This window comes from Bacillus cereus group sp. MYBK195-1, from assembly GCF_051916605.1.
Lineage (GTDB): Bacteria > Bacillota > Bacilli > Bacillales > Bacillaceae_G > Bacillus_A > Bacillus_A cereus.
The window spans coordinates 26279-40345 of the sequence record NZ_JBQAGZ010000010.1; the positions used below are offsets into that span (position 1 = coordinate 26279).

Sequence of the window (14067 nt, forward strand, 5' to 3'; positions counted from 1 at the left end):
GAGGTTCTTCTGTGAATTATAATATTTCGAATAATATACATTTTTATACATTGTTTTAATTATTTAATTTATATAGAATGAAAAAGATATGTATCAATTCTTTATGATGTAGAAAAAGATAGAGAGTCTCATCGATACATTTAAATCGTATTATTTTTATAGAAAGATTAAATGTTAATTAATTACATTTAAACGGTATGGAGGGGTAGAAGTATGTTTCAAGGGAAATTAAGGAGTAGTAGTTTAAAAACAAAGTTACTTGTATCATTTATTATTATTTTAATTCTTCCAAGTATTGTAATTGGTTGGACGTCTTATCAACAGGCGAAGACGAATTTTAATGAAACGATTTTAAACTCGGCGAAAGATAATATAAAAATTTTGGATAATGTAATTAATAAAGAATTGGATAGTAAAAAAGTAGATGCAACTTATTTTACGAAATTATTCACACAATCAAGTTACCAAGCAGATCAAATTCAAAACATACAAAATAAACTAGAAGAATACAATAAACTGCATCCAGAAATGGAAGCAATCTATACAGGATCTAGTAATGGACAGTTTATTCAATCACCAGCTATTCAGATGCCAGATGGATATAATCCTACAGAAAGAGATTGGTATAAAGAGGCCGTGAAGAAAAGTGGAGAAGTAATTGTAACTGCCCCATATAAGTCAAAAACGACAGGGAATATTGTTATTACACTAGCAAAACAAAACGAGGATAAAAGTGGAGTTCTTGGGATTGACTTAATCATTAATGATATTGTTACTACTTCCAAGATGGTTAATATCGGTAAGGAAGGATATGTAGCGATATTTGATCAAGATAAAAATGTAGTAGCGCACCCGAAAATGAAGCCAGGAGAGAAATTAGAAGAGAAACTTAGTAAAGAATTGTATAAACAGGAAGCTGGGGATTTTCATTATTCATTAGATGGTGAAGATCGCAATATCACTTTTAAAACGAATAAGAAAACTGGATGGAAAATAGCAGGAATTATGCCTTCCAAAGAAATTATCCAAGCGGCTGAACCTATTTTCTATAAAACAATAACTGTTCTTGGTATTTCACTAATAATCGGTGGGATTGTAATTTACTTCATAATTGCGTCTATTATTAAACCGTTAAAACAACTTGTTATATCATCGAAAAAGATTAGTGAAGGCGATTTAACAGAGTCAATTACAGTTCATTCTAAAGATGAAATTGGGCAGCTAGGAGAAAGTTTTAACGAGATGGCTGCATCGTTACAAAGTGTCATTTCCAATATAAACACTTCAGCAAGTCATGTAGCGGCATCTTCAGAAGAATTAACAGCTAGTATGAAGCAGACAAGCGAAGCAACGGAACAAATTACACAGGCGATAGAGCAAGTATCAAGTGGTGCAGAAATACAAACGAAAGAAGTTGAAGAAGGAGCAACATTGTTAGAAGAAGTTACAGAAGGAATTCAGCGTGTTGCAGATAGTTCTTCATTAGTATCTACAGCCTCTATGTATACGAAGAAAAAAGCTGAAAATGGTGGGAAGTTAGTTGAACAAACTGTGAATCAAATGCAATTAATTCATGAGTCTGTTTCGCAGTCAGACAAAATCATTGGTTTGTTAGACGATAAGTCGAAACAAATTGGAGCAATCCTTGAAGTGATTCAACATATTGCTGAACAGACAAATTTATTAGCGTTAAATGCGGCAATTGAGGCTGCGAGAGCTGGAGAGCAAGGAAGAGGATTTGCAATTGTAGCAGATGAAGTGCGAAAGCTAGCAGAACAATCAGGACAGTCTTCTACGGAAATTGGGAAACTAGTGAAAGAGATTCAATTTGATATAAAAGAAACAGTAAGCTCTATGAATCAAGTTGGAGTAGAAGTACAATCAGGACTTGTAGTTGCAAATGAAACGAAGCAAAGCTTTGCCGAAATATTGAAGTCTACAAATGATACAGTTGTACAAATTGATAGCATGGTAGATGTAGCAAAACAAATGACGGTAGATGCAAAACAAGTAAGTGCATCTATTAATGAAATTGCAGCTACGATTGAAGAAAATGCAGCAAGCGTTCAAAATATTGCTGGTTCTTCAGAAGAACAATTAGCTTCAGTAGATGAAATAAATGCAGCAGCAGTCCATTTATCACAAATGGCAGAAGAATTACAAGAGATGATTAGTAAGTTTAAAGTGTAATAACGAATGTTAAGAAACGAGGTAGTAATTTTACTTCGTTTCTTTTTTTATGAAGAGAAAAAGAAAGAAATATAGAGTAACCGTGTTATGATTAAGTATAATTAAAGAGACTGTATATTCTTTAAATTCTATCTTTAATCATGTTAGGGGAATGGTTTTGAAATTTAAAAAATTAAAACTCCAACCGAGAATTACATTAACTATAAGTACACTTATTTTAGTTGTACTTATGCTAACGAGTTATTTATTTTATTACATATTATCTGAAACGGTAGAAGAGCAAATTGGGAAACGAGCTTTGCATGTTGCGAAAACAGTTGCTGCTATACCTGAAATAAAGGAAGCTTTTCAAAAAGAAAACCCAGCTTCTATTATTCAGCCGATTGCAGAAAGAATTCGAATGGATACAGAGGCTGACTTCATTGTAGTTGGAAATAAAGAGGGGATTCGATATGCACATCCTGAGCGAGATAAAATAGGAGAAGCGATGATTGGTGGAGATAACAAAGGCGTTTTATTAGAAGGAAAATCATATGTTTCGAAAGCAACTGGATCATTAGGCCCTTCATTACGCGGAAAAGTTCCAATCCGTAATCAGGAAAATGAAATCATTGGTGTGGTGTCTGTTGGATTTTCAATGGATGATATTCATGGAGCGGTAGAGGTGTATGGAAAGCGTGTATTTTGGATTACAATAATAGGGCTATTAATTGGAGTAATCGGCTCTATATATTTAGCGGCAAGTATAAAAAGAATGATGTTCGGTATGGAACCAGAAGAAATTTCATCTTTATATGAAGAGCATAGTACAGTGATTCAATCTGTACGTGAAGGGATTATTGTAATCGATAAAAATGGCATGATTAGTTTAGTCAATCAAGCAGCCTATGATATTCTTTCGCTAGATAAACAACAAAATATTATTGGGGAATTTATTTTAAATGTAATTCCTAATTCAACGATACTAGATGTACTTCAAACTGGTGAAGAACAGTTTGATCGCCAATTAAATATAAAAGGACAGGCTGTTATTGCGAACCGTCTACCTATTAAAGTAAAGAATAAAGTAACTGGCGTTGTATCGAGCTTACGTTTGAAATCTGAACTGGATCAGTTAACAGCAGAATTATCTCAGACGAAGCAATATACAGAGGCATTACGAGCGCAAGCGCACGAATATAACAATTTATTGTATACGCTTTCAGGTCTTATCCAATTAGAATCATACGAAGATGCTTTAGAGCTTATTCATAAGGAAACAGCGGTATATCAAGATTTTGTTCAATTTATTATGAAGCGGATTCAAAATCCATGGCTAGGTGGAATTTTAATTGGATTTTATAATAGAGCACGAGAGTTGAAGATTGATTTTATGCTAGATAGAGAAAGTGGTTTAGACAAATTAAGTCCACATATTGAGAGTAATTATGTCGTTTCTATTTTAGGAAATTTAATTACGAATGCATTTGAAGCAATTGAAAAAAATGAAGAGAATGATAAGACAGTAAGGATGTTTGTAACTGATATTGGAGAAGAAATAGTAATTGAAGTGGAAGATTCAGGGCAAGGGATTCATGATGAAATAATTACTAGCATATTCTATAAAGGCTTTTCGACGAAAGAAGGAGGAGAGCGAGGATATGGATTAGCAAAAGTGAAAGAGTTAGTAGAAGATTTAAATGGAAGTATTGCAATTGAAAAAGGGGATTTAGGTGGTGCGTTATTTATTATTGCACTACCGAAAGAGAGAGGCGAATAGTAATGGGTGAGGAGATTGAAGTATTAATTGTAGAAGATGATATTCGGATTGCTGATATTCATCGTCGTTTTACTGAAAAAATTGAGGGATTTAAAGTAATTGGAACGGCAACGACTGGAGAACAAGCGAAAGAATGGCTAGAGCTTGTGAAGCCACAGCTCGTGTTATTAGATGTGTACTTACCTGATATGCAAGGAACGGAACTTGTCACATATATTAGGAATCATTTGCACGATACAGATATTATTATGATTACAGCGGCATCGGAAACAGATGTAGTGAGGCACGCCCTGCGGGGCGGAGTAACAGATTATATTGTAAAGCCACTAATGTTTGATCGATTTAAGGCGAGTTTGGAAAGTTATCAAAAAAAGATTGTGCAGCTGAAGAAAAATAATCAATTATCTACAGAACAAATAGAACATTTATGGTCTCAAAGAGGCGTAAAGGGAAATGAAATGGAATATGCCCCGAAAGGGATAGACCCCTTAACTTTAGCAAAAATAAAAAAACATATGTTAACAGTTAATGAAGAAGGGATTACAGCAGAGGTACTAAGTTCAATGGTAGGCGTAAGTCGATCAACTGCAAGGCGCTATTTAGAGTATTTGATATCTGGGAAGAAAGTCCACGCAGAGCTAATATATGGAAGTGTTGGGAGACCGGAGAGACGGTATTTTCTTGTTTCTTCATAATAAAAAACAGTAGAGGATTTATTTCTTCTACTGTTTTTTGCGTCTTATATTGGAATAATCCCAATTACAATTCCAGTAATCAACATCACCATTGTCGTTCCAACTGCCCACAATAAAGTAAAACGTTGATGTTCACCAAAATCAACTTTTGCCATCCCAACTAATAAATAAGTGGATGCAACAAGAGGACTTAATAAGTGAACGGGTTGCCCAAGTAAGGAAGCACGTCCCATTTCAGCTGCACTAATTCCGTAAGTAGCAGCAGCCTTAGTTAAAATAGGTAATACCCCAAAGTAAAATGCATCATTGGACATGAAAAATGTGAATGGCATACTAAGAAGAGCTGTAATAATTGGCAATTGTGGTCCAAGTGCATCTGGTATAAGAGTTACTACACTGTTAGCCATTGCATCTACCATTTTTGTTCCAGATAAAATACCAGTGAAAATACCGGCAGCAAATACGAGAGAAACAACCGCTAATACGTTTCCTGCGTGAGAAGCAATACGCTCTTTTTGTTGTTCTAAGTTTGGGTAGTTAATCATAACAGCAATAGCAAAAGCGACTGTAAATAAAACAGGTAACGGCATAACTTCTAGTATGAGACAGACAAGTAATGTAGCGGTTAATAAAAAGTTAATCCATAGAAGTTTAGGACGTTTATGCACTGCGGCTTCGACAGTTGCAGCTTGCTCATCCATTGTTTGCATTTGTTTTAAATACTGTACATCCATAATTCCTAAACGTTTTCTTTCTTTTTTTCCAAGATAGTAAGCAACGAAAACAACCCAAATTGCACCAACAATCATTCCTGGAATAAGAGGTGTAAATAATTCAGAAGCCTCAAGTCCAAGTGCGCTCATAACACGAGCTGTGGGTCCACCCCAAGGTGTAAGATTTGTTACCCCCGCCCCTAACATAACAACTCCAGCTAATATGAGGGGGTTCATTCCAAGGCGCTTATATAGTGGATACATTGCGGAAACTGTAATCATGTATGTTGTTGTACCGTCACCATCTAGAGAGACGATAATAGTCAATATAGCCGTTCCGACAACGATTTTTAAAGGATCTCCTTTTACAAATTTTAAAATCTTACTAATGACAGGATCGAATAAACCGCTATCAATCATAATCCCAAAATATAAAATAGCGAACATAAGCATAATACCAGTAGGTGCTAACTTTTGAATCCCCTCTAACATCATAGGCCCCATATTGGCATAGAATCCGCCAATTAATGCAAAAACACTCGGAATTAATATTAATGCTACTAGCGCTGACATACGTTTCGTCATAATTAAAAACATAAAGACAAATACCATCGCAAATCCAAGTAGTGCTAACATGTAATTTCCCCCTCAAAAGAATGATTGCGCTTTCAAAATAGAATAAAAATTCAGAAAAAGGTTTTTTATTTATAATAAAAGCATCTATTCAAATGGTAAATAATTTGAAAAATAACATCATTAGAAGCATAATTTTTATTTTGTTCATTTTGTTCACGGTAGTTAATTTGAATTTTTAAAAAGTAAGCTGCTCCTCGTAAGAATGGTAGAATAAGATGAAAATAGTGAAGTGTGAAATAGGGAGTAGATGTTATATGAAAACGAGAATTGAAGAGATTTATAGCTCTTATGAAGGAAAAGTAGAGGAGATTTTTATTAATGAATCTTCTTACGTATATGAATGGGAAAAATTATTGATGATTCGAAAAAATGACGGTGAGCTTAAAAAAATCGCAGTCGGTATTAGTGGAAATATAAGATTGGTAAATGTAGAAGTTGGACAGGAAATTAGTGCGGATACATTATTAGTTAAGTTAGAAGATGATTTGTTAATTACAGGTTGCGAGTGATGAGAGATGTGTAGAAATAACTACACATCTTTGTTTGTTTCCTATATTACAAAAAGCACATTGTTTTTTCACAAATCTCACACAACCTTTTGGTATTCTTTTCGTGGAGTATATGGTTTCTAGGGAGGAATATTGATGAAAGTAAAATATGTCGTACTTGCTATATGTTTATGTTTCGTATTTACGGTAGTCGGGTGTGGGAAAAAGGAAACAGCAGCTGTTGCCATTGATGAGAAACATGATAAATGTGATATTTGCCAAATTGGGGTAACAGATAATCAATTTGCAACAGAAATTATTTTAGAAAATGGAAAAGCGTTAAAGTTTGATGATATCGGTTGTATGTATAAATGGATGGAGATCAATTCAGGTGAAAAGACGAAAGAGAAATTTGTCCGAGATTATGATTCGAAAGATTGGATTTCGTTAGAAGAGGCTACTTACGTATATGATAAAACAATAACGACACCGATGGCTTATAATGTCATTTCATTTAAAAATAAAAAAGATGCAGAGAGCTTTGTATCTAACTATAAGGGTAAAGTTCTTTCGTATAAAGAGCTAGCAGAGCATAAATGGGAAATGAATAAAGAGATGATGGGGAAACCGAAAGCAGGAAATCATGGTGGACATCATTAATAGAAAAAGACAACTATGTAGTTGTCTTTTTCTATTATTACTCAGGTGCAAATATAGAAAAGGTGTAAAATTTTTAGAAGAACGGTTACAATGGAATATAGTAACCTAAAGCAATCATTTATCCCACATTAACGGGCAGTAAGATCCCCACCTCAAAATTTAGTGAAAGCAAAGAAGTTAGGTGGATTCGGGCTGCCCGTAAAAGCCCGATTGGTGTGGGCTAATAATTAGTGGTGGATGAACAAAACCCCCACTAATTAAAGTTTCACTTTATGTACTTTTTAGAAATGTATACAAATGCGGTAAAAACGTGCTAAACTAATTGCTTCATAATGTTAATGATGGGGCCATCAGGCGTATCATTTCAATAGGTTGAGAAACATAGTATAAGCTTAAGATAATCCGATTAAAGAAGGAATCTAAAGGGCTTATGGATAAATGTACTCAAGAAGAGTTATTGTATGTGATGGAGGAATGGTTAAGAAAACATTATCTTTCATAGGAGCTGTAGTTGTGAGAAAACAAAAAATTTTATTATGTATTTTATTAGGACTTTTAATGACGGTAGTGGCTTGCGATAAGCAAGAAGAACCAGAATCGAAACCGGTTCATGTGAAAAATGAAAAGAAAAAAGAGAAGCATAAAGAACAGGCAGAATCTAAAGAAGAGAAAAGTATAAATTTAATGGACAAACAGTTGTTACTTTCAGCTACCCTTGGAGACACAGAGACAGCTATGAAGTTGATTCAGGATGGAGCGAATATAAACGTAGAAGGTGACAACGGAGAAACGCCTGTCCTTGCAGCGACGTACCAAAATCATGTAGAGACAGTTAAAGCATTAATTGGTGCAGGTGCTAATATTGAAATTAAAGATGAGAAAAAAAGTAATCCACTTCTTTATGCAAGTAGAGAAGGATATACGGATATTGTAAAAGTATTAATTAATGCAGGAGTTAATACGAAAGAAACGACTAGGTCAGGTGGGACAGCACTTATTTCTGCATCTGAGCGTGGCCATGTAGAGGTTGTTAAAGAATTATTAGAGCATACAGATATTGATGTGAATTATAAAAATGAACGTGGTGGAACAGCGTTATTAGAAGCAATTGTATTAGGAAATGGTAGTGAAAACCATAAGAAAGTAATTCAATTGCTTATTGATCACGATGCAGATGTAAACATGGCTAACAAGGAACATCTGACGCCACTGCAATACGCTGAAAAAAGAGGTTTTAAAGATATTGTAAATATGTTGAGGGTAGCTGGAGCGAATGAAGTAGTACAGCCACAACAGCCAGTAGAGTAAAAAACGAAAAATAATCCCATTTAGATAGACAGAATGAAGAAATCAGTTAGTATGATGGATTCAGTAATGTGTATTTGAATGGGATTTTTATTTTGAATATGAAAAATAGATTATGAATGGATGGTAAATGGAGTAAATAAGGAGGAAACCTTATTTTGCAATTGTAAAAAATGAAAAGGGAGTTTCTGTTTGTTGCAGTGCCAGAAGTACGCCCGTAGCTGCTGAGGTAAGTGTGGAAACTTTAGCGGAGTTTCAAGGGAACGGATATGGTACTGATGGTGTTACAGCCTGGGCGATATCAATACAAGAAGAAAAAGCATTCCACTTTATAGTACTTCTTGGAATAATTATGCTTCACAAGCCGTTGCGAGAAAACTAAAACTAATTAACTATGGAATGAATTTGCATATCACTTAAATTTTAAAGATAGTTGTTTGCCGTTGGGATTTATTTGTATATCTAGATTAATGTTAAGAAAATATGGTGAATATTAACATTCGATTAACACCTAATTAACAATCTATCAAAACTGACTTAATAAATGCGTAATATAGTAAAGGTAACAAAATAAATAGGGTAGAGAACATTTGAGAACACCCACTTACATATAATGTGCCACTTTCTTAGGTGTGCTCTATTCCCTAGAGTTCAAATAAGGAAAAAGGCGTTCTATGTAAGTAGGTGTTTTTAGTTTGGATAAAAATAGAACAGTTAGGTGGAAAAAATGTTTAAAGAACCTTATATTGCGATGATAAAGGATTGGAAAGGATACAAAGCATACAAAAAATTGCCGAAAACAGTTTTTCTTATGACTGGTTCAATGCTGGAATTACCAGAGCGTGTATATGAATTGCAGAAACATGGACATGATGTATTTCTTCATTGTGATTTTATACAAGGCTTAAATACGAATACAGAGGAAGCGCTTTTGTATATTCAAGATGTTATCGGGGCACAAGGTATTATTTCAACAAAGGGTTCAACAATTCGAAATGCTAATAAAATTGGATTGAAAACAATTCAACGTATTTTTATTGTAGATACTTTATCCCTTACTAAATCAATTGAAAATTGTAAAACGACTAAACCAAATGCAGTAGAGATTATGCCGGGGATTATGCCTTCTATAATTAAACAGCTAGTAGAGGAAATAGAGTTTCCTATTATTGCAGGCGGGCTGATTCAAACGCGAGAAGATGCGGAAATTGCAATTCGTGCAGGAGCAAGTGCGATTTCAACAAGTCATTATGAAGTATGGATACAAGAAGAAAAAAGGAGTGCAACCTTGTGATTGAATTGAAAAATGTTTCAAAGGTATATAAAAATGCAGAAGAGACAGCGGTTAAAGGCGTATCGGTTCATATTAAGAAGGGTGAATTTTTTGTTTTAGTTGGACCTTCGGGATGCGGGAAAAGTACATTATTACGAATGATCGCTGGCTTAGAAGAGATTTCTTCAGGAGATTTAATTATTAATGAACGTGTTGCAAATGATCTAGAGCCGAAAGACCGTAATCTATCAATGGTATTTCAAAATTATGCATTATATCCACACTTATCTGTAGAAGAAAATATTTTATTTGGACTTAAGGTAAGAAAAGTACAAAAAGAAGAGCGACAAAAGCGATTAATGGAAGCTATTGAAATGGTAGGACTGAAAGAGTATGTGAAAATGAAACCAGGCCAATTATCAGGCGGACAAAGACAGCGTGTTGCACTTGCCAGGGCAATTGTGAGTCAAGCGCCAATCTGTTTAATGGATGAACCACTTTCGAATTTGGATGCGAAATTACGTGCGCAAATGAGAATTGAAATTAGAGAAATTCAGCAGCGATTAGGAATTACGATGATTTACGTTACGCACGATCAAATAGAAGCGATGACTATGGGATATCGTATCATGGTTTTAAATAAAGGAAGTATACAGCAAGTTGGAACACCACTTGACATATATAACGAACCAGCAAACGAATTTGTTGCAAACTTTATAGGTTCTCCTTCTATGAATATAAATGATGGGGAAGTAAATAAAGAAAAAGGTGTATTACATATAGGACAATTGCAAATTCCATTATCTATTAGACAGTTAAAGCAATTACCAGAAGGAACAATTCGCATAGGCATGCGCCCTGAGCATATTGCACTGTCTGAGGAGGGACAAGAAGTGACGTTGCAATCTGTAGAAGTATTAGGGAATGAATCTATATTGAACTTTGCGGTAAATGGAACAACTTGGAGTGCGAAAGTTATCGGACAGTTACTCTTGAACAAAGGTGACAAAGTAAAATTATTATTCTCGCAAGAAAAGTTATGCTTCTTTAACGAAAACACGAATGAACGCTTAAAAGTGGTAGCTGAAGAAGAGTTGAAAGTGGTGGCGAAATAATGATCGAAGTAAGTAAGTTACCAGTTCAAACAAAGGTGTCAAAAAAGAAAAAATTATGGGGGAGAACGAAAGATTTAAGAATAGGATTATTGTTTTTGGCTCCATCTATTTTATTATTTTCGATTTTTTTGTTCTATCCATTGTTTAGGACAATTTACTATAGCTTTTATTTAACCGATATACATGGGGAAGCTAATCTTTTCGTTGGCTTAGAAAATTATCAATACTTATTCTCTGATCCAGCCTTCTACAAAAGTATAAAATCAACTTTATTATTTGTTTTATATACAGTGCCTACGAGTATTATATTTGCTTTGTTTCTTGCATTGATTGCAAATGGAAAAGTAAGAGGTATTGGGTTATTCCGAGTTCTGTTTTCTTCGACGATGGGAATATCAGTAGCTGCTAGTGCAGTGATTTGGCTATTTTTATTTCATCCAAGTGTAGGATTATTTAATAATATATTAGCCTCTATGAACCTTCCTGCAATCGCATGGTTAACGAGTCCGGACTGGGCACTATTCTCTGTATCAGTTACAACAGTTTGGGTGAATACAGGTTTTGCATTTTTAGTTATATTAGGTGGTTTACAAAATATCGATACGTCGTTATATGAGAGTGCATCTATAGATGGTGCTAGTTATTTATATAAACTTCGCCGTGTTACATTACCGATGCTATCACCAACTTTATTCTTTATTGTAACAGTAACATTAATTAGTGCGTTCCAAATCTTTGGGCAAATTGATATTTTAACGCACGGTGGACCAAATGATGCAACGAATTTGATTGTGTACTCGATTTACAAAGAGGCGTTTGTGAATCATCAATTTGGAACAGCAAGTGCACAAGCAATGGTATTATTTGTTTTCATTTTCCTTGCTACATTACTTCAATTTAAGTTTGCTGAGAGAAAGGTGCATTATAAATGATTGTTAAACAGTGGAAACAAAATTTCCTATTATACATGCTGCTCATTATTAGTGCAGTAATGGTATTTTTTCCTGTACTGTATGCATTTTTAATAAGCTTTATGACACCAGACGATATTCAAATGAGAAGGTTATTTCCGACCCAGTTTACTTTTGATAATTTCATTAATATTTTTCAAAAAGTACCGCTTTTTACATACTTATATAACAGTTTAATTGTATCGACAGTCGTTATGATTGGACAACTTATCGTATCAAGTTTAGCAGCTTATGCTTTTGTTTTTCTTCAGTTTAAAGGGAGAAACTTAATTTTCTTCCTGTTTATTTCAACGATGCTTATTCCGTGGGAAGCAACGATGGTACCTAATTTTTTAACGATTCAAAACTTTGGTTGGATCAATAGTTTTGCTGGGATGACAGTGCCGTTTTTTGCAACAGCTTTCGGTATTTTCTTACTACGTCAACATTTTATGACGCTTCCGAATGAACTGAAAGAAGCTGCTTTTATTGAAGGAATTGGGAATATAAAGTTTTTATTTAGCGTCGTAATTCCGTATTGTAAAACGAGTTTTATTACGCTTGGAGTATATAGCTTTTTAACAACATGGAATATGTATTTATGGCCACTTTTAGTGACCACTGATGAAAAAGTAAGAACAGTGCAAATCGGTGTGAAGCAGCTTCAGTCTCAAGAAGTTGCAACTGATTGGGGAAGCGTAATGGCCGGTGTTACGGTTATCGTTATTCCAACATTGATTTTACTATTTTTAGGGCAAAAGCAATTACAACAAGGATTAACAAAAGGTGCAATTAAATAACTAAGAGAAGGTGAGATTTAAATGAGTCTAGTTAAAAAAGGTGCTGCGCTATTAATGGTAGCAACAATGGCATTATCTAGTGCCGCTTGTTCAAATAGTAAAACAGAAGGAAAACCTGAAGCACAGGCAAAAGTAGCACCAGTTGAAAAAAATGGTGATAAAACTGTAATTCGCTTCTGGCATGCGATGGGTGGAAAAACACAAGGAGTACTAGATGGTCTTGTTGCAGACTATAATAAGTCGCAAAATAAATATGAGATAAAGGCAGAGTTCCAAGGAACATATGAAGAGTCTTTAACGAAATTTAGAACGATGTCTGCAACGAAAGAAGCGCCAGCTCTTGTTCAATCGAGTGAAATTACAACGAAATATATGATTGATAGTAAAAAAATCACACCAATTGATAGCTGGATAAAAAAAGATAAGTACGATACGTCAAAATTAGAAAAAGCAATTACAAATTATTATTCAGTTGATGGAAAAATGTATTCTATGCCATTTAATTCATCTACACCAGTATTAATTTATAATAAAGATGCTTTCGCAAAGGCGGGCTTAGATCCAGAGAAAGCTCCGAAAACATATGCGGAATTACAAGAAGCAGCGAAAAAGTTAACGATTAAAGAAGGCGGAAATGTAAAACAATATGGATTCTCCATGCTTAACTATGGTTGGTTCTTTGAAGAATTATTAGCGACACAAGGTGCTTTATATGTAGATAACGAAAACGGCCGTAAGGATGCTGCAAAGAAGGCGGTATTTAACGGTAAAGAAGGACAGAAAGTATTTGGAATGTTAGATGATTTAAATAAAGCTGGCGCACTTGGAAAGTATGGAGCAAGTTGGGATGATATTCGTGCCGCGTTCCAGTCTGGACAAGTTGCTATGTATTTAGATTCTTCAGCAGGTGTTCGTGATTTAATTGATGCATCTAAGTTTAATGTAGGTGTTTCATATATTCCGTATCCAGAGGATTCGAAACAAAATGGTGTTGTTATTGGTGGAGCATCATTATGGATGACGAATATGGTTTCAGAAGAAACGCAACAAGGTGCTTGGGACTTTATGAAATATTTAACGAAGCCAGACGTACAAGCAAAATGGCATACTGCAACAGGCTATTTCTCAATTAATCCAGATGCATATAATGAGCCATTAGTAAAAGAGCAATATGAAAAATACCCACAGTTGAAAGTAACAGTAAATCAACTGCAAGCCACGAAGCAATCTCCAGCAACACAAGGGGCTTTAATTAGTGTATTCCCAGAATCACGAGATGCAGTTGTAAAAGCATTAGAAGCGATGTATGACGGGAAGAATAGTAAAGAAGTGTTAGATGAAGCTGCCAAAGCAACAGATAGAGCAATTAGCATTTCAGCTCGTACAAGTCAAAAATAAGAGAAAGCCGTATCCTTAAAAGGGATACGGCTTTCTTTATAGGGAGATAAGGGATCAAAGAAATGATGAAGTCTTATCTCTTTTA

The 14067-nt window shown here is 34.6% G+C and carries 12 protein-coding genes and 2 pseudogenes; 13 read left to right on the forward strand and 1 reads right to left on the reverse strand.

From position 1 onward, the window contains the following. Positions 1-213: 213 nt before the first annotated feature. From ACTFRY_RS26455 to ACTFRY_RS26470, 4 genes and pseudogenes are all read left to right on the forward strand, one after another. Positions 214-1248 (forward strand): annotated as a pseudogene (locus ACTFRY_RS26455) (HAMP domain-containing protein); the annotation flags it as partial. Positions 1249-1329: 81 nt separating this feature from the next. Then, positions 1330-2190, forward strand: a complete 861-nt coding sequence (locus ACTFRY_RS26460) for a methyl-accepting chemotaxis protein (protein ID WP_374221872.1) — start codon at positions 1330-1332, stop codon at positions 2188-2190. A gap of 151 nt (positions 2191-2341) precedes the next feature. Continuing rightward, positions 2342-3949: an ATP-binding protein gene (locus ACTFRY_RS26465; protein ID WP_089149510.1), complete on the forward strand. Its 1608-nt coding sequence runs from the start codon at positions 2342-2344 to the stop codon at positions 3947-3949. A gap of 2 nt (positions 3950-3951) precedes the next feature. Then, positions 3952-4644, forward strand: a complete 693-nt coding sequence (locus ACTFRY_RS26470; protein WP_000503470.1) for a response regulator — start codon at positions 3952-3954, stop codon at positions 4642-4644. A 44-nt stretch (positions 4645-4688) separates the two neighbouring features. Here the strand turns inward: ACTFRY_RS26470 and ACTFRY_RS26475 are convergent, their stop codons facing one another. After that, positions 4689-5993: a CitMHS family transporter gene (locus ACTFRY_RS26475; protein ID WP_098616472.1), complete on the reverse strand. Its 1305-nt coding sequence runs from the start codon at positions 5991-5993 to the stop codon at positions 4689-4691. 254 nt (positions 5994-6247) lie between these two features. Between ACTFRY_RS26475 and ACTFRY_RS26480 the strand changes: the two genes are divergently transcribed. From ACTFRY_RS26480 to ACTFRY_RS26520, 9 genes and pseudogenes are all read left to right on the forward strand, one after another. Beyond that, positions 6248-6502 carry a hypothetical protein gene (locus ACTFRY_RS26480; RefSeq protein WP_000857376.1) on the forward strand — a complete coding sequence of 85 codons (255 nt, stop codon included), beginning with the start codon at positions 6248-6250 and terminating at the stop codon, positions 6500-6502. Positions 6503-6637: 135 nt separating this feature from the next. Beyond that, on the forward strand, positions 6638-7141 hold the full coding sequence (locus ACTFRY_RS26485) for a nitrous oxide reductase accessory protein NosL (RefSeq protein ID WP_000865667.1): 504 nt from the start codon (positions 6638-6640) through the stop codon (positions 7139-7141). A gap of 438 nt (positions 7142-7579) precedes the next feature. Next, the gene (locus ACTFRY_RS26490; protein ID WP_141541462.1) at positions 7580-8449 is read left to right on the forward strand and encodes an ankyrin repeat domain-containing protein; all 870 of its coding nucleotides are present in this window, start codon (positions 7580-7582) and stop codon (positions 8447-8449) included. A 142-nt stretch (positions 8450-8591) separates the two neighbouring features. After that, positions 8592-8866: pseudogene (locus ACTFRY_RS26495) on the forward strand (GNAT family N-acetyltransferase); the annotation flags it as partial. 307 nt (positions 8867-9173) lie between these two features. Next, entirely contained in the window at positions 9174-9740 is a 567-nt protein-coding gene (locus tag ACTFRY_RS26500) for a glycerol-3-phosphate responsive antiterminator (protein ID WP_000472003.1), read from the forward strand. Continuing rightward, entirely contained in the window at positions 9737-10834 is a 1098-nt protein-coding gene (locus ACTFRY_RS26505) for an ABC transporter ATP-binding protein (protein WP_136986322.1), read from the forward strand. The genes ACTFRY_RS26500 and ACTFRY_RS26505 overlap by 4 nt, the downstream gene beginning before the upstream one ends. Beyond that, on the forward strand, positions 10834-11766 hold the full coding sequence (locus ACTFRY_RS26510; protein ID WP_098616470.1) for a carbohydrate ABC transporter permease: 933 nt from the start codon (positions 10834-10836) through the stop codon (positions 11764-11766). The genes ACTFRY_RS26505 and ACTFRY_RS26510 overlap by 1 nt, the downstream gene beginning before the upstream one ends. Then, the gene (locus ACTFRY_RS26515) at positions 11763-12584 is read left to right on the forward strand and encodes a carbohydrate ABC transporter permease (RefSeq protein ID WP_098616469.1); all 822 of its coding nucleotides are present in this window, start codon (positions 11763-11765) and stop codon (positions 12582-12584) included. The genes ACTFRY_RS26510 and ACTFRY_RS26515 overlap by 4 nt, the downstream gene beginning before the upstream one ends. Before the next feature lie 21 nt (positions 12585-12605). After that, positions 12606-13982 carry an ABC transporter substrate-binding protein gene (locus ACTFRY_RS26520; protein WP_098616468.1) on the forward strand — a complete coding sequence of 459 codons (1377 nt, stop codon included), beginning with the start codon at positions 12606-12608 and terminating at the stop codon, positions 13980-13982. The last annotated feature ends 85 nt before the right edge of the window (positions 13983-14067 follow it).